At 47.2% G+C, this 17,577-nt stretch carries 13 protein-coding genes; 9 read left to right on the top strand and 4 right to left on the bottom strand.

What is annotated here, in order from left to right:
- Position 1: 1 nt before the first annotated feature.
- Both tmcD and DTHIO_RS00810 read right to left on the bottom strand, forming a co-directional pair.
- A complete protein-coding gene (gene tmcD, locus DTHIO_RS00815; RefSeq protein WP_040417695.1) occupies positions 2–1,261 on the bottom strand; it encodes an electron transfer complex subunit TmcD in 1,260 nt (419 codons plus the stop codon).
- A gap of 984 nt (positions 1,262–2,245) precedes the next feature.
- Positions 2,246–2,605, bottom strand: coding sequence for an Hpt domain-containing protein (locus DTHIO_RS00810; RefSeq protein WP_008868463.1), 360 nt, complete (start codon positions 2,603–2,605; stop codon positions 2,246–2,248).
- 229 nt (positions 2,606–2,834) lie between these two features.
- Between DTHIO_RS00810 and DTHIO_RS19360 the strand changes: the two genes are divergently transcribed.
- Complete coding sequence (locus DTHIO_RS19360; protein WP_008868462.1) at positions 2,835–5,684, top strand: PAS domain S-box protein; 2,850 nt, start codon at positions 2,835–2,837, stop codon at positions 5,682–5,684.
- Here DTHIO_RS19360 and DTHIO_RS00795 read toward each other — a convergent pair.
- Entirely contained in the window at positions 5,671–7,113 is a 1,443-nt protein-coding gene (locus DTHIO_RS00795; protein ID WP_008868461.1) for a sigma-54-dependent transcriptional regulator, read from the bottom strand. The two genes, DTHIO_RS19360 and DTHIO_RS00795, sit on opposite strands and share 14 nt — an antisense overlap.
- Positions 7,114–7,781: 668 nt before the next feature.
- On the opposite strand from DTHIO_RS00795, the gene DTHIO_RS00785 reads away from it, so the two are divergent.
- From DTHIO_RS00785 to DTHIO_RS00760, 6 genes are all read left to right on the top strand, one after another.
- Positions 7,782–8,354 carry a polysaccharide biosynthesis/export family protein gene (locus tag DTHIO_RS00785; protein WP_008868459.1) on the top strand — a complete coding sequence of 191 codons (573 nt, stop codon included), beginning with the start codon at positions 7,782–7,784 and terminating at the stop codon, positions 8,352–8,354.
- A 166-nt stretch (positions 8,355–8,520) separates the two neighbouring features.
- Positions 8,521–9,735: an outer membrane beta-barrel protein gene (locus DTHIO_RS00780; RefSeq protein ID WP_144311413.1), complete on the top strand. Its 1,215-nt coding sequence runs from the start codon at positions 8,521–8,523 to the stop codon at positions 9,733–9,735.
- Positions 9,736–9,753: 18 nt separating this feature from the next.
- Entirely contained in the window at positions 9,754–11,493 is a 1,740-nt protein-coding gene (locus tag DTHIO_RS00775) for a GumC family protein (RefSeq protein WP_008868457.1), read from the top strand.
- 27 nt (positions 11,494–11,520) lie between these two features.
- Positions 11,521–12,402, top strand: coding sequence for a CpsD/CapB family tyrosine-protein kinase (locus DTHIO_RS00770; RefSeq protein WP_008868456.1), 882 nt, complete (start codon positions 11,521–11,523; stop codon positions 12,400–12,402).
- Between the two features lie 15 nt (positions 12,403–12,417).
- Positions 12,418–13,686, top strand: coding sequence for an XrtA/PEP-CTERM system-associated ATPase (locus DTHIO_RS00765; protein WP_008868455.1), 1,269 nt, complete (start codon positions 12,418–12,420; stop codon positions 13,684–13,686).
- A gap of 211 nt (positions 13,687–13,897) precedes the next feature.
- Positions 13,898–14,785: a polysaccharide deacetylase family protein gene (locus tag DTHIO_RS00760; RefSeq protein ID WP_008868453.1), complete on the top strand. Its 888-nt coding sequence runs from the start codon at positions 13,898–13,900 to the stop codon at positions 14,783–14,785.
- A 630-nt stretch (positions 14,786–15,415) separates the two neighbouring features.
- Here the strand turns inward: DTHIO_RS00760 and DTHIO_RS21280 are convergent.
- Complete coding sequence (locus DTHIO_RS21280) at positions 15,416–15,574, bottom strand: hypothetical protein (protein WP_153305052.1); 159 nt, start codon at positions 15,572–15,574, stop codon at positions 15,416–15,418.
- Between the two features lie 361 nt (positions 15,575–15,935).
- On the opposite strand from DTHIO_RS21280, the gene DTHIO_RS00755 reads away from it, so the two are divergent.
- Together DTHIO_RS00755 and DTHIO_RS00745 are read left to right on the top strand one after the other, a co-directional pair.
- Positions 15,936–16,514, top strand: coding sequence for a VPLPA-CTERM sorting domain-containing protein (locus DTHIO_RS00755; protein ID WP_161598607.1), 579 nt, complete (start codon positions 15,936–15,938; stop codon positions 16,512–16,514).
- Between the two features lie 409 nt (positions 16,515–16,923).
- A complete protein-coding gene (locus DTHIO_RS00745; protein ID WP_008868450.1) occupies positions 16,924–17,559 on the top strand; it encodes a P-loop NTPase family protein in 636 nt (211 codons plus the stop codon).
- Positions 17,560–17,577 lie beyond the last annotated feature (18 nt).

Below are 17,577 nucleotides of genomic sequence, written 5' to 3'. Positions count from 1 at the left end.
CTTAAAATTCGTTCACTTTGGCAACGATTCGTTTAAATTTACCCCCCTGGACACCACGGATAAGTACCTTCTGGCTGTCCGGGCTGAAAACAGGTTCCCAGCAATGGGTAAAGTCCTCTTTGTAATGCTTTCCGTCTATGGCCACGGTGAGTTTCTTCCCGGGCTTTTCCACTTTGGTTGCGATGTGCTTGGAATCCGGACTGAAAACCGGGGTCCAGACCATGTCGTACCACTGGGGCCACAGGGCATCGTCAGCCATGATGGTCCACTTGTCCTTTTCCTTGGCTGCTGCGGCTGCTCTCTGGCCGTCGGGGCTTACTGTCAGGTCCGTGAGCATGGTGTTTACCAGCACATTCCAGGTATTGTTGTTGTGTACAACCGTCCAGCGTCCGTACTGGGGAGCACAGATGGCGTACAGATTATTGCCGTCCGGGGAGAACTTCTGTTCCCAGAGCTGAAAATACACAGGGTCCCAGATGACCTGTTCGTTTTCAGCCATACCCCATTTGCCGGCCATACGCACCGGTGCCACCACTGTACCTGTTTTGGGGTTGAAGCAGGGATCCCAGACCATGGCGAAGTTTTTGCTCCATGGAGTGCCGTCAACGATAATAGTGTAATCGTAAAGACTGGAGCGCATCTGGGCGGCAACCCTGCTGCCGTCCGGGCTGAAGGTCGGGGTCCAGGCGTTGACCACCTTGATGTCCCATGCCTGTCCATCCACGGCCACGCTGTAGCAGCCCTGCTGGAAGGTGAAAATGTCCGCCGCATCCATGCTCTGCACCTGCACCACGGCTGCGGTTCTCTTACCGTCTGCGCTCAGGGTGAACTCACTGGCTGTTTCATAAAGCTCGCCCACCTGCTCGCCGTTTATGGCCATGCCGTAAGTGCCGTCCTGCTGAATGGCTGCGGCAATGACGTCACCCTTTTCACTGAACATGGTGTTCCAGATGTAGCCGTAGGTTTCAGGCCAGGGTTCACCGTCCACTGCCAGGGTCCACTCCATGTCCGTGGAAGCCACGCAGGTAAGCCTGCCGTCGGGGCTGAAACGGGGATACCAGGCATTGTCAAATGTCTGCCCCCAGGCTTTTGCGTTGACGCATACGTCAAAGCCTTCTTCCGTCTTGGCCAGGACAGCGACCTTTTCGCCGTCCGGGCTGGCGTAAGGCTCTGTCAGCCATTCCGTCTCGGCGTCGCAGTCATTTATTTTTGAAATGACCTTGACCCCCTTTTCCCAATCCCAATTTGAAGTATCCATCATTTTCCTGCCTATGCTTAAAGGTTTAAGGTTTTCAGGCATAGTTTAGCGATGCTCTTGGTTTGAGGTTGCCGTCATTGTTAGAACATTTTTTGCTGAAAGACCTGACGCTGTGTAACCTATCCTCCTCCTTTGGTTTAAAATTTTTAGACAAATGAAGTCAGTACTATAAATACAACTCACCATGTATCCATGGTGAAAATTTTTCAAGTCTGGAACCTTAGTCCGTGAAAAAACTCGTGGGAGCGGTGTTAAATCGTTCACGCCCGGAAAATGTAAACAAGCTCGAAAATTATGTTTTTCACAATGTCCTATAGTCCAAAATATATCCCCTTGTAAAGTCTTGTTTGCCTGCTGAAACGTACTTTTTGCAAGATGCTTGTTTGCATACCAATTTAGTTGGTCTTTATAAATAACTTGCAAAGCATACCGGGTTGGTAGGTTTTGCAGGTGTCAAGTTTAGTGTAAATGCAGGGTGAACTGGGGAAGGAAAACAAGCATGTGCTATGTTATTTAAGTGCAAAGACAGGTTACAGATAAGATCTTAGTGCAGTAAGTAGAAATAATCTCTACAAAAGTATTGACTTCTCGTTTTGTGCAGACGCCGATGGCATTGAGTCGGGTTTTCGATCCAGGACTCACTTTTGACAATGGAGAATTACCAGGTAAATAATAGTATTCAAAAGTGATTTCTGGATAAGGCAACGTTTAGGTTGTTATTAAGCACTTCATAAGTTTTGAAATTTGAACCTTGATGCAGTCTTGTAAATGGATTAATTATTTTATATAAAATGAAATTGATTTAAAGTTATTGCATTGTGAAAAAATTTATTCTTAACATGTTATATGATGCACCTGCAAAAATTCGGGGAATGAAAAATTCAGGAACAAGCCAATTCTGTAACCCTTTGTTTTTACTGATCCCTGTCACCTGTCACCTGTCACCTGTCTCCTGCGACTGTAAATAAGACTTTTTGCAGTCGCGTCTTATATGCTTTCAAATTTTGAATCAAGTATTTTCTGAATATGATAAATAGAATTCTGCAGCTGATCATTGAAATTTTTTATTTTTGTTGCGCAATTATCCCATTTATCATCTGCACCTATTTTTTCCAGATCACAGGCAGCATTCTGGGCATCTGCATCGCCGAACATGACAAAGGAAGCCTTGAAAGAATGGGCAATGCGCTTGAGCTCTGGACCGTTTTTGTGCCTGTGTGCTTCATGGATGATTTCCATGTATGTTTTGCTGTGTTTGATAAAGCTTTGACAGGCCTTTAGGATCAAGGCTTTGTCCCCGCTGAATATTTTATCAAGATTTTCTAAGTAGGCCTGGCTTTTGTCCATTTTTTTAATTTCCTGTAAGTATTTTTTTCAAAAAAAAACGATTTGTGCATGCTTTAAATCTATCAAAAAGTAATTGCTTGTTTTAGTGGGATCTGCTAATTGATTTGAAAAAAGTAGTTTAAAAATTTTTAACTGTTTATTATACTTGAACATAATGATATTTTGCTGGCAGTGTTTTTTAAGAGCAGGATCAGCCTTGTTTTCCTGCATTCATGTTTAGGGGGTTTAAATGCCTGATGAAATCTCCAGAAACGACATAACGAAAATCGCCACAGCACTTCTTGAGTCCAGGGATATGGATTCTCTTCTATGTCACTGTCTTCCCCTTTTCATGGAACTGTCTAAATGTTCCATAATAGGCCTTTACTCCAAAGGCAAGCAGGATATGTACCATGTTTCTGCTGATCCAAGTGTTTTTCTGGAGAACCCCCGAAAAACCTGTCAGCATATACTGGCCCGGATGGAGATTGGAGCTGATGAGCCCTGGCCAGGCACACTCTGCCAAAATCTACACTGCTACGGATTCAAGCTGCAGGGAAAATGGAGACTGCTTGTCTGTAAGCTGCGTCCCTTTTCTCCGGACTTTTTCCAGGATTTTCTTGAGTTAGTGGATTTGATGGGCAAGTCCCGCATTTTCTGCGAAGATGAAAGTACTGTACAAGTTTCCAGTGAACGACTTCAAAAACTTGAGCAGACCGAGAAGATCTTTTTGCATCTTGTGCAATACATACCAAGTGTCTTCTGGCTGAGAGAGAAAAACAGGATGCTTTATGTATCACCTGGATATGAGATGATCTGGGGCAGGCCCCTGGATGCGCTGTTCAATGATATGGAGCATTTTTACAGATCTGTTCATGTTAAAGACTTAGACTGGGCTTTCAAGTGCTTGCATGAGGATTTTTTTTCTAAGCATTCGATAGAACTTGAATTCAGGATAGTCCGTCCAGAAGGGGCTGTCAGGTGGGTTCGCATCAGGTCCTATCCCATTTTTGAAGACGGCAGCGTCGTGAGGCGGGCAGGAATAGCCGAAGATATAACCTCTGAGAAAGCCATGCTTGGGGAGTTGGACAGGTACAGGTTTCATCTGGATGAGATGGTGAAGGAAAAGACCGTAAGGCTTTCCTGCCTGAACCAGATACTGGAAAATGATGTAGAAGACAGGAAAAAACTGCATAAAAAGCTGATAAAAAGCAATGCCTTATTCAGGTCCTTTGTAGACTCTTTTATTCATCCGGCTCTTCTGGTGGACTTTGACGGCACTATACTGGCCCTGAACAAGGCTGTAGCCAGGGCGTTCGGTACTACACCCGACAAAATAGCAGGCTGTAGTGCCTTCAAGTTTCTGGAATGGGAGAGGTTTGAGTATTTCATGGTCAAGGTGCAGGAGGTGCTGTGCACCGGGAAACCGCTTCGATTTAACGAGAATGTAGGTAATGTCCATTTCGATGTCCAGGTTTCTCCGGTGGTTGAACCATCGGGAAAGGCTTTTCAGGCGGTGTTTTATTTAAATGATATTACTGAGGTGGTGCAGGCAGAAGAAGAACTGCACAGAAGCTGGGCCAGGCTGTGTGCAGTGGTGGACAGCATGCCTGTACTTGTCCACGCACATGATGAAGCGGGCAACTTTGTATTCTGGAACAAGGAGTCCGAAAGGGTCCTGGGCTATACTGCCGAGGAGATGTTGAATAATCCTGATGCGTTTGAAATCCTTTATACTGAAAAGGGGTTGAGGAAAAAGGCCCTGAAATGCTGGGCTGATTACGACGGCAAAACCCCCTGCACGCTGGAGGTCAAGGACAAGTCAGGCTGTATCAAGACCATAGAGTGGCACAGGCTTTCAAGCAATTATCCCATTGCCGGGTGGAAGGACTGGGAGGCCGGGCTGGATGTTACAGAAAAAAAAGCCGGTGAAAGGCAGCTGTTGAAGGCCATCGCTGAGACCGAGAAAGCCAACCAGCTAAAAAGCCGTTTTCTGGCCAATATCAGTCACGAGGTGCGCACACCCATCAGTGGAGTAATCGGTCTTTCTTCCATGCTTTTAAAGACAAGTGCCGATGACGATCAAAAAAGAATGATTCAAAACATAGCCAACCTTTCGGAGTATCTTCTGCAGATCATCAATGAAATCCTGGATTTCAGCAAGCTGGAGTCCGGCAGCTATAGTCTGGAACAGCATGATTTCGACCTGGACAGTATGTTCGAAAGTATTGCTGCAGCGTTATGCAGTCAGGTACAGGAGAAGAATGTTGAATTCAAGGTGCTCATAGAAGACGATGTCCCTGTGCATCTACGTGGAGATGGATACTCACTCAAGCGGATACTGGTAAATCTTACGGCCAATGCCGTTAAATTCACAGATGCCGGCAACGTTATCCTAAGAGCCAGTCTGTTAAACAGGAGCAAAGACAGGCTGGAGATACTTTTTGTGGTTTTTGACACAGGTGTCGGAGTCCCGGCGGCGATTCAGGAGACAATTTTCGAGCCCTTTACCCAGGCTGAGGGAGGCTTTTCCAGGAGATATGGAGGCACAGGGCTTGGTCTGGCCATATGTAAAAGTCTTGTGGAAATGATGGGCGGCCATATCTGGATGGAAAGCACCCCCGGCGAGGGAAGCAGTTTTTTTGTAAGAATTCCTTTTGAGCCTGCTGAAGCTTCACTGCAAATCAGTTCTGTTCAATCCGGCCAGGTTCCGGAGGTCCGGAATCTAAAAATTCTTCTGGTGGAGGATTTTCCCGTGAACCAGGAGATTATAGCCCATATTCTAAGGGAGCAGGGGCATGATGTCACCATAAAAAGCGATGGCCGGGAGGCCCTGGAGGACCTGGAGCAGGGAAACAGATACGATCTGGTTCTAATGGATCTGCAGATGCCGGTTATGGATGGCTTTGAGGCCACGGCTCATATACGCAGTCATGCAGATGCAAGCATATCCCGGGTGCCTGTCATAGCCCTTACAGCCCATACAGTGGACAGCAATATAGACTATGCCTACAGGGTGGGTATGAACGGGTACCTTCTCAAGCCGGTGGCACCCGAGGAGTTCAGAAAAACCCTGGCTGGACTTTTTAGTGGTACTTGACAGAGATGGAGTGTTTTTTGAACAGTTCGTAAAGCCTGGCCCTGGAAAGGCCTGATACGTTGCAGGCCTTCTTAAAGTCTCTGGATGAGTGTTTCAAAAGCTCCCTCAAATACCTGCTCTCCATCTGATCCACAACTGCGCGCCTGGATTCCTTGTAGGTGGGAAAGTTATCAGTGCCGGTATAAGAGACAGGTTCAGCATGACTGTTTGAAGTAATGCTCTGGATCGCTTCATCATGAACCACGGTCGAGTTCACTTTTTTCTTGGCCAGATGGGCCCTGATTTCTAATGGCATGTGGTATAAAAACAGTTCATTGTCGTTAATGGCGTTGGAGCATGAATTATTTACAGCATTTACAAGCTCGCGCACATTTCCGGGCCAGTCGTATTCGAGACAGGCATTGAGAAATTCTCCTGAATACTTTTTGGTCTTGATATCCATTTCCTCACATACTTTGGGTATGTAATAATCCAGAAGCAGGGGGATGTCCTCCATTCGTTCCCGAAGGGGCGGCAAGTGGATATGTATGGCTCTTAATCGGTAATAGAGGTCCTTCCTGAATACACCCTCGGTGATCATTTTTTCCAGGTGGCGGTTTGTGGCTGAAATAAGCCTGAACTTGCTCTGTTTTTCTTCCCTTGCTCCCAGAGGCCTGAATTTTCTCTCCTGAAGCACCCTCAAAAAAGATTTCTGCACAGGCAGGGACAGGTCGCCTATTTCATCCAGGAAAAGCGTGCCTTCGTCCGCCTGCAGGAAAAGCCCCAGGCTGTTGGCGCTGGCTCCGGTAAAGGCCCCTTTCTGATGGCCGAAAAGAAGGCTTTCAGCCAGAGTCTCGGGAATACTCGTGCAATCGGCCACTATAAACGGTTTGCCGGCCCTTTTGCTGTTCAGGTGGATGGCTTTGGCGAACATTTCCTTGCCGGTGCCTGTATCGCCGGTGATGAGGACGTTGATGCTGCTGGTGGCGGCCTGGGCGATATGGTCCATGCATTCCTTGATTTTGGCGCTGTTGCCGATGATTCCATGCCGGACAACTGTTCTGCTGCTGTCCGACTGAAGCTTTGTGAGTCTGAAGCGCAGCGCCCTGGATATGGTCAGCTGGATGGTGGTGATGGATGCGGGCTTCTGGATATAATCCCAGGCTCCGTTTTTTATGGCTACCTCTGCTCCTTCCGGGTCTCCGTAACCGGTGAGGATAACAATCTCCGGGGCAGAAGCGGCATTTTTAAAGGCCTGGAGCTCGGAAAGGCCGTTGCCGTCGGGCAGGGTGACATCCAGAAAAACAATGTCGTAAGCCCCTTTCTGGGCTCTGGATATCCCTTTGTACAGGCTGGCAACGGTATCGCAGTCATGACCCAGCCTGGTAATCTGTTCTTCCATAACCTCATTGAATATAAGATCGTCATCTATGACCAGTATTTCAGCCATGCTTTTTTGTTCCAGAGAGCTTTCAGGCTCTTTAAATTAAAGGGTGAAGCAGAAAATTTTTTTAATGATAAGGATCTGTCACGATATAAGTGTTATATTTGTCTTATTGTTCCCACGCTCTGCGTGGGAACATTCCCTGGTCGCTCAGCGTCCACAATGACCGCAGGAGCGGTCGGGCTACGCTCCCACGCAGAGCGTGGGAGCGATAAACCCCCAGATTATGCAAGCATTATGTAACATTTATTTTATGACAAACCCTAAGGCGGCCAACCTCCGTAATTCCGGAAAAAATGCCGCAACAAGTGCTGCGTAGTCTGCATTTTATGGAAAAATCATGCCATATTTGTAATAACTTGATATAATTTATATTTTTTCCCGAAGATTTGAGATGTCCTGAAAAACAGGAATTAAACTGCAAGACACTGCATTGTGAGAAACATTGAACCAGGCCCAAAATTGGCTCCTATTTTTTTGTACTTATAATCCTTTCTGAAAAAATAGTCCATATAGAATCTGAAAAAATTGGAAAATTTTTGAAAAATCCGTAAATTTAAGCATGTATGTTGAATAACACCCCAGAATATAAAGTAAATTATTATCAGGTCTGAAAATTGAAAACCAGTAATGTCCATGGCGGTGCACAAAATATCCAGGGAGGTTTTCATACAATGAAAAGACTAGCTCTGCTTTTTATTATGTTTCTGGGGGTGGTGGTGCTGCAAGCCACTTATTCCTGGGCAGGCCAGGCACAACATATCCGGGATTATCTTCTGTCGCCCGGGGATATTCTGGAAGTTTCGGTCTGGAACGATGAAGCCCTGCAGCGTGAATCCATGATCAGGCCGGATGGCATGATTTCTTTTCCCCTGATTGGTGATGTGCCGGCAGCAGGTAAAACTGTCAGGGATCTCAGGAAGGATTTGGAAGACAGAATCAATGAGTATGTACCAGGCACCCCGGTAACTGTTATTCTTAATTATATAAATCATCCCCGAATGTATATTGTAGGCAAAGTAGGTACGCCAGGCCATTATATCATGGAAAAAGAGACCACGGTAGTGCAGGCTCTGGCCATGGCCGGAGGTCTGACCACCTTCGCGTCAAAAAACAACATCCTGGTTCTCCGGCAAAATGCCCAGGAGCAGGAAGTTTTCTCCTTCAGGTACGGGGATATTGAAAACGGCCGCAACCTGGAGCAGAACATTGTTCTCATGCCCGGGGATACAATTGTTGTGCCTTGAAAGTCGTGTATGATTGAAAAAAGTTGAACCGCGACTGAAATTTAATGGACATATGCTTTGGATTCTGGTTAGATAGAGCCACCTTGGACCACAAGGGTCTACATGCAGGAGAAGGTATGCAGATGCTCGTCCTGTCGTGTGCTGCAAGGCTGCTGGCAGGCAATTCATGCAAACACTTTTAAAGAAGGGGTGGCTCAAAATGGATTTTCAGAAATGCAGAGTTTTTTTGCCGGCAATGGTTTTGAGTGCAGTTATTATTTTGTCTGTTCATATTGAAAAAAGTGGAGCTGCTGAGTGGATTATCACTCCTGAAATGTCTGTCACCGGGACTTATGACGACAACCTGCTCTTTGAAGATGTTTCCGACTATGAATTAAGGGCTTCTCCTGGACTGAGGGCAAACATGACAGGGGAGCGTACCCGGCTTGAAGTCGCCGGCAAAGTGGATGTGCTGAGCTACCTGGATTACAGTGAATTTGACCGGGTGAATCAGGATTATACCCTGCAGAGCGAATACGACCTGAATCCCAGGACAACCCTGAAAATGGGTGGACGTCTAAGATTTGACTACACCTTTGAAACCGAATTGGAAGAGGCCGGCATAGTGTCTGAGAAAAGCAGAAGATCATACTATACTTTCCTGCCGGGAATAAGCGTTGCCCTGGACGAAAGAAACAGTCTGGCCCTGGATTTATTTTATGCATCAACTGACAACAGAAGAGATGAAAGAGCCGACTCGTGGTCCACAGGCGGCGATCTGGTCTGGTCCAGAATGTTTTTGGATGAGCAGACATTCTTTCTCGCAGGGGCAGGAGTTGAGCATGTGGATTTCGAGTCCAGAAGGGTGGAAGGCACCCATGATATTTACCGTGGTATCGTGGGCGTAAGCCGGGATATGGGCGAGAGATACAATGTCCTTCTGCGGGGGGGACCTACCTGGACCCATTCCAGGTTCGACCGCAACGATGAGCGGAGAAGAGATGATGACCTGGGTTTTTTTATCGATTCGCGTCTCCTGTGGCAGATAACAGAAAGAACCAGCACCGATGTGGGCATAGATCACGGGCAGTACCAGAGCATTTATGCAGAAAATATCACCCGCAACAGGATCCGGGCAGGACTCAGGCACAGGTTTACGGAAAAATGGAGCGGTAATGCCACTGGTTCATTCATCAACTCGCGTACAACAGGACTGGTGAGCAGAGAAAAAAGAAACACCTGGCAGACAGGCCTGTCCGCCACCTACAACCTGAGACCGGATATGTTTTTCGATCTGGGATACAGGTACAGGCATACAAGAGACAGGGTCGATTCCACCAGCAAGGACGGCAACAGGTTTTTCCTGCAATTCACCATACGTTTCCCCAAACAGCTTAACTGACATTGAACTGGAAAAAAAATGGAAACCAATACCAATGACATCAATTATTACCGGGATCTCTTAAAAAGAAGAAAATGGTACCTGGTGGTTCCTTTTGTTCTTTTGTTCGCAGCTTCAACCGCAGTGGCGGTTATGCTTCCCTCGGTGTACAGATCCCAGGCCACCATACTGGTGGAGGCCCAGAACATTCCTGAAGAACTGATCAGGACCACGGTTACCGGATATATAGAAGAGCGCCTGCAGACCCTGAGCCAGGTTGTTCTAAGCAGGCAGAACCTGGAGGAAATTATCGGTAGCTTCGGTTTATATCCGGAAATGGCGGAAAGGAATACCACTGAACAAGTAGTAGCCAGAATGCGCCGGGATATACTGATGGAGCCCATCTATGCCCAGGCGGCCAATCCCAGGCAGGGCAGAGCCACAATTGCCTTCAACCTTTCTTATGAAGGCAACGACCCGCAGTCGACGGCTCAGGTGGCCAACGCCCTGGTCTCTCTTTATCTTGAGCAGAATCTGCGGACCAGGGAAGAAAGGGCTGAAGGGACGGTGACCTTCTTTCGGCAGCAACTGGAAGAACTGCGCCGGGAGATTGATGCCAGTGAAGCTGATATCGCCCGGTTCAAGGAGGAAAATCTGCACTCACTTCCTGAACTGATGCAGTTCAACATGCAGATGCTGGAGAGGACCAGAAGTGAAATAGACAATAGGCAAAGGGATATTCATAACCTAATGAACCGCCTGGTCAACCTTCAGGGCCAGCTGGCCCTGGTTGAACCGGTAAGATTCCGGGGGGGCAATGGCCGGGCCATGAGCTTAGAAGAAGAGCTGCGATTTTTAAACAACCAGTACCTGGCCCTGAAGGCGGTCAAGGCGGACAATCATCCGGATCTGGTCAGGCTCAGAAACCAGATGAACAGCCTGGATCAGGAAACTCAGTCCAGGCATAGCCTGAGGGATCTCATCATTCATCTGGAAAGCAAGCAGAACGAACTCTCCCTGCTGCAGGAAAGGTATTCCCGGCAACACCCGGACGTAATCAGGCTGTCCAGGGAGATAGATATCCTTGAAGCCCGGATACAGGATTTGAGCGGGCAGCGCCATCTGGTTACCAGGGTTGAGGATCTTGAGCCCGAAAATCCGGCCTTTATAAATCTCCAGACCCAGATCACATCTACCCAGCTGGACATAGAAAGCACCAGGGACAAGATCAGGGATCTGGAGCGCACTTATGCCATGTACCAGCGCCGCATAGAAAACTCTCCCCAGGTGGAGCAGAGATTCAAGGCCCTGCAAAGAGATTATGACAGTGCACAGAAGGCCTTCACTGAAAACATGTCCAGGCTTCAGGCGGCCATTGAAGCCAGGGAACTGGAAGAGGGGCAGATGGCGGAAAAGCTTACCGTGATCGAGCCTCCCCGGGCCTCGGAAACACCGGTTAAACCCAACCGCAAGGCCATTGTCCTGCTGGGGTTTGTTTTTGCTTCAGGCTTAAGCGTGGGCACAACAGCACTGGCCGAGTACTTTGATTCCTCAGTGCGTGACGGCAGAACCCTGGCCAGGGTGTCAGGCATTCCAGTACTGGGCTCCATTCCATACTTGAGGACCAGAAAAGACGTCTGGACAACCCGGATCATGCGACTGGCAGTAGTGCTTGGCATCATGCTGGGAGTAGCCCTGGTGCTTTTTCTGATTCACTTTTATTACGAACCTCTGGATGTTTTCTGGTTGAATCTGCAGGGCAGAGTTGGATTGAATTAAATAATTGTGCATTTTTGGGAGAATGAAATGAGCAAACTTGACAAGGCCCTGAACAAGGCCAGGCATGACAGGGAAAGCATCAGCTCTTCTTTTGTGCTGGAATCTGAAAAACCAGTGCAGAACAAACTGGCCAGGGCCTATGAAAAAGCATCCAGCCAGCAGGAAAAAAGGGACTTGTTGTCCGCTTTGCGACCTGTGGCTGAACATACGGACAAGGACATCAAGTTCAAGTACCACAAGACCAGGGTGCTTCCCCCCGTGGAAAAGATCTTGGAAAAACAGCGCATTTTAACACATCTAAGAAAGCCGGGCTTTCGTGACAGCTATGACTACTTCTGCACCCAGGTGCTGCAAAGAACCAGGGAAAAGGGCTGGAATAGTCTGATGGTAAGCAGTGCCTATACAGGTGAAGGCAAGACAACCACCGCCATTAATCTGGCCCTGTCCATTGCCAGGGAGATGCAGCAGACTGCCCTGCTGGTGGGGGCCAATTTCAGGAATCCCAAGGTGTGTACTTATTTCGGCCTGGACGAGGACAGGCCCGGTTTGTCCGATTACCTGGTCAACGGTTCCAGTATAAGTGACCTGCTGTTTTCCCCGGGCATGGAAAAGGTGGTAGTGCTGCCTTCGGGCAAAAGAACTTCAAATGAAAAGAATTTTCTTAGCTCACCCAAAATGAAGTCTCTTGTTGAGGAACTCAAGGCCAGGTACCCGGACAGGTACGTCATCTATGACTGCCCCCATGTCCTGGATATGCCGGATACCCTGGTCTTTACCTCTTATGTGGATGCTGTTCTGCTGGTGGTGGAGGCCGGCAGGACTCCAGGGCATGATGTGGAGCGGGCGGTGCAGACCCTGACGGATCGAGGGGTGAATATTGTGGGCGTGTTGTTGAATAAAGCTGCTTAACCCAAGGATATAAATATGTATGCCTCTTTTTTCGGCTTTCTGGAAAAGCCCTTCAATATAATTCCCAATCCGGCCTATTTGTACCCAAGCTCCAAGCACCGTATGGCCATAACCTACCTGCAGTACGGATTAAGCGAGAACATCGGATTTATCCTGCTCACCGGAGAAATAGGCATAGGCAAAACTACCCTGGTGAGGCATATGCTTGCTGATTTGAATGCCAAAATAGAAGTGGCGGTTTTGTTTAATACCAATTTTGCAGCCGAAGACCTGGTCAAATATGTCCTGAGAGAGTTCGAGGTGGAGCCAGCCGGCTCGGATAAGTCCGCCAATATGGACAAGCTGAACAGTTTTCTCATTCACAGTTATTCCAGGGGCAAAAGGCCTCTTCTGATAATCGACGAGGCCCAGAACCTGAGCCTGGAGGCCCTGGAAGAGGTGCGCATGCTCTCCAACTTGCAGACCGACAGGGACAGCCTGCTGCAGATCATGCTCATAGGCCAGCCCGAACTGCGCATGCGCATCCGGGACCCCAGGCTGGCCCAGCTGGCCCAGAGGATAGCTGTGAGCTATCACCTTTCGCCCTTAAGCGCTGATGAAACCAAAGAATATATCCGGCACCGGCTTAGAAGCGCAGGCAGCCTCAGAGATGACATTTTCACTTCGGAAGCCATGGACCTGGTGCATGCCAAAAGTAAAGGCATTCCCAGGACTATAAATATCCTCTGTGATGCGGCCCTGGTTTATGCTTACGCTGATGAAGTGCCCACAGTGGACCAGCATTTAATGAAGCAGACCATTGAAGACAGGGAAGAGGAGGGAGTTGTCCGTGATGGTGCGGTGTGGGTGGATCCGGAGGCTGTATCTGGAAATGGATCCGGAAATGCGAAAGGTTCTCAGGAAGCTATGAACAGGATATTTTCCCTGGAGAGCCGGGTAGCTGAAATTGCGGTCCAGCTCAACTGGCAATTAAGCGAAATGCAGGCCAGACTTGATGAAGGTAAGGACGGAGTTGTGCAGAAGCTCACGGAACTTTTAAGTCATGAACGTAAGAAAAGCGACAAGTTGCTCATGAAGTTTTCCCATTACAGGTTGAAGTCCAGGAAAATGTCCGGCGAGCACAGGGAAATTGCCGGTTCCATAACCCAAGAAGCAAAAACGGACACGGCAGAAACCGGGGAGAATTATTTTCCGGCTTCAAGCCATGAGCAGCACGAGGATGATGTTCACGTGCACCCCGTGCCGAGAACAGGATTTTTCAGAAGGCTGTTGGGCAGAGCGTAATGAGCGTGAGATGTGACTGCAAAAAGTCATTTTTGTCACGCGAACCACGCCAACCACACGAAGCGCGTGGCAGGACGCGTGACAGAAGTCAGATTTTAGTCAGGCCCACCAGACCTGAACCAGAGGATAAGGACTTTCTGATCAATGGCTCAGATATCAGGGTCATTAATAACTGGCAGATTTGCCTGGCTGACAAACACTAAACTCAATTATGAAGTTTCTACCAAACACCGTAATAAATTTTCATGCTATCCATGATCCAGAGTGGATGGACAGTGTCCTTAGTTTGCTCAAGAAATGTTATCATGTAATCCCAATACATGAACTTGAGCGGTTTTACTTTGGAAGCCATCCATTAAAAAACACCTGCCATCTCACTTTTGACGACGGGGACGCTACTTTTTATCGCAACGCCATCCCACTTCTGAAAAAACACAATGTTTCAGCTTCAATTTATGTTTCTCCCAAGGCAATCAGGGAGGGTGGAAATTTTTGGTTTCAGGAAATCCGGGGGTATGACGAGCATAAGCTGGTGGCAATTGCTCGCAAAAGAACAAAAAACCTGAACATAAGTCAGGATATAGCCAATGAAGCCATTTTCAAATCTTTGCCTCTTGATATGATATGGGACATCATTGAAGAATATCGCCAGGAGACAGGCACTCCCCCAAAGCCAGCTACAAACATGAGCACTGAACATCTAAGAGAAGTTCAGAACTCCGGCCTGGTCGCTATTGGTGCACATACCCAGAACCATCCTATTTTGAGCAACGAGAATGACCAGACCGCAGAGCAGGAAATCCTGGGATCAATAACCGAGCTGGCTGATTTATTGAGCTCTGAAGTCAGATACTTTGCCTACCCCAACGGCAGGCCAGGAGCCGACTTTGGACAGAGAGAGATGGACATTCTGAGCAAGGCAGGCATAAAAATCGCCTTTTCCACTGAAAAGAAGAGATTTTCTCATAAAGATAACCCCCTTGCTGTCCCCAGAAACGGATTGACTTATGGAAATAATGCGTTTGTTCTGGCAAAGCTTATGGCGGGATCTAAGTGGGATTTGTTAAAAAAAATGAAAACACCGTTAAAGACACGATAACATGCAAGGAATCTGGATCAGGCAGCTGACACTGCTGTGTATATTTTTTCTAATGCGTTGTAGGGTTAATTGCCTGACTTTTTGCAGGCGCATCATCTAATGATACTGTGAACTGCTGCGTAAGCTGTTTGATTCAAATGCAAAAAGTTCAAGCAACAGGCTTCAGTTTTTAAATGGTTTTATATCTATTTGCTTTTTTTGCATTTGCCCGCCACGCCTCTCAGTGTTGAATCAGGCATGTTTCTTCTAAAATCGGATAATCTTGAGTCCTGGTACGTATTTTTCAGATTTGCCAGCAAATCTCTTTTTCAGCTGATTTAACTCCATCCCTTTTTTCTTATTAAATCCTTATGGTTATCAAGTTAGTGCCAAGATGGATGATCAGGGCATGTAACTTGCTGATACAATTCTGAAGGTATAAAAGCTGTTCCCCACGTTTCTTGTCTAAAGCGGGCTTTGCCCGCAACCCAATAAAGAAAAGAGCTATTTGACAGGATTAACAGGATTAAGAGATTGATTAAGAGAAAAATCATTTTGTCCTGGCCCCGGTTGAATGCCCTGCGGGCTAGCTCTTCGAGCTATTCAACAGGACAAGCCGGAAGCCAGGCCAAAAGGTTATCAATCCAGCACTCACTTTTTTCCGGCACTCATGAAGAAGAAAGTGAGTGCTGGATGGTTAATGCAATCTGCGGCTTCCGGCTTGCCCTGTGAAATTCCGAAGGACAGCGCAGCTGATTTCACCGGGGCCGCTGATTGCTTATCCTGCTTGCCCCGTTGAATCTCTTCCATTCAACTGGGGTCAATCCTGTTAATCCTGTCTAAGTTTCTTGTTTTTTGTGACATGGTCTCAGGAGTAAGTCTAACAGGGTCTGCCCAGTTCACCAAACTTGCAGAGACTTATTCCCCAGTGACCAAATAGAGCCGATCCTGCAGGCGTAACCATTCAAGGGGTCCTCGGTGGTGACTCATGGCATTAGGACAGGGGACTGTCCCCCTGGCCGGTATCTGCTCCCCTGAATGGTTACCATCTGGCTAAGTGGTGAAGCAGTCTTCATGTTTAAAATGCTCAGGATAATGCGGGTGAAAAGTTTATAAAAGCAGATAGTTGATTTTTTTGATTAATTATTTTTAACAGGAGGTGTTTTTTATGGTGTCAATATTGAAAAAAGTCACGACCGGTTGGGTTTTGGGAATCTTTTGTGTTTTTCTTTTTCCTCTTGCTGTGCATGCGGGCAAAATCAATTTTTATCAGCTGGGTGTTTCTGGAGGGGCATCGCCGTATTATCAGGGGGTGCTTAGTGAGGACTTAACGCTTACGATTACAAACAATAAAGAAGGTTCACTGCTTTCTCATTTTTATTTTTATGGTCTTGGCGATATCAAGGTAGCTGATGTTGATGGCTTTAAAAATCCTGCAACTCCAGGCTTTTTACCCGGTCTCTACTCACCTCCGGTTACTCCGGACAGGTCCTTCGGGTTCAGCAGTCCAGCCTACAGGGTTGCAGCCGGAGACCAGATTGCTTTTGCTCTAAGTGATGGCAATTACGAGGATGTTTTTTCTTTGATCAGAAACAATGATCTGATCATCGGCCTTTTTGTCCAGGACTTTGATGGAAGTGAAAGCGCTCAGTTCGCTTCAGTTCCCTTGCCTGCTTCGGTGGTGCTTTTGTTCAGCGGGCTGGCAGGACTGGTATTTTTCAGAAGATTTAAAAAGGATGAGCAACCCTGAATTCTTCAGTTTTATACTATGAATGCCCCCTGAGTGTAGTCTAAGCCCTGCAAAGAACTCTGGTTTTTTGCAGGGCCTTTTTATGTATCACGACCGGGCCGAAGCGGTTTCTGCAGCGCAGAGCAAAGCATGAGAAAGAGAATGCAAGAGTAAGAGGTTTGATATTCATATGTACATGATTTTTGCCTGAAAAAAGTCTTAATTTTCTGGACAAATTGCCTGCTTCTTTCGGACTAAATTTGTTTATTGGTTGTATATTTTTGGATGCAACCTGCCAGTATTGTACATCTTTATTAGCAGGCATTTGGCTTTTTTTCAAGCATATTCTTTGCATATTATTTTTGGGGTTGTAATTGATATTAAAAATTTTCTTTGCTTTGAAAATGTTTAGCATTCAACAGGAGTGGATATGCTTGAAAAAATAATGCAATTGACTGAATTGAAAAGAATAGTCCCCGCTTTGACTCAGGGAGCAGATCCTATGTTCCCGGGGCATTTTGTTGTTACCAGTTCTCTAGCTGGTGAAGGAAAAAGCCTGGTTGCATCCGGGGTGGCGGTTCAAATGGCGTCAAACTCTTCGTCCAGGGTGCTTCTTGTTGATTTCAACTGGCGCTCTCCAGTTCTGCACAGACATTTTGGCAGGGATCAGGACTTTGATTATCAGAAACTGCAGGGGTCCAGCAATCCCATGAATCTGGTCCAGAAAACGGACTACAAAGAACTGGATTTGTTGCCTGCTCCCAGGACAGAAAAAAACGATCGTTTCCCTGATGGCCAGGAATTGTGCGTGGATATTCTAAAAAAGGCCCGTGAGCAATATCAGAATGTAATAGTTGATACTGGTCCGCTTTTTCCGGAGAACAGATTCATGCTGGATCCATTGCGCCTGGGTCAAAGTGCCATAGGCACCTTGCTGGTGTACTTGGCGGGGGTCACGCCCAGAAGTATAGCCAAAAAATCTGTGGCCATGTTCAGAGAGCATGACATCGGACTTACCGGAGTGCTCATGAATGATTACCAGAATCCCCTGGCCGGCAGGGTTTGATTTTTCAAGCTTCATTGC

It is taken from the genome of Desulfonatronospira thiodismutans ASO3-1 (genome assembly GCF_000174435.1).
GTDB lineage: Bacteria > Desulfobacterota > Desulfovibrionia > Desulfovibrionales > Desulfonatronovibrionaceae > Desulfonatronospira > Desulfonatronospira thiodismutans.
This window is presented reverse-complemented; position numbering and strand designations above follow the sequence as displayed.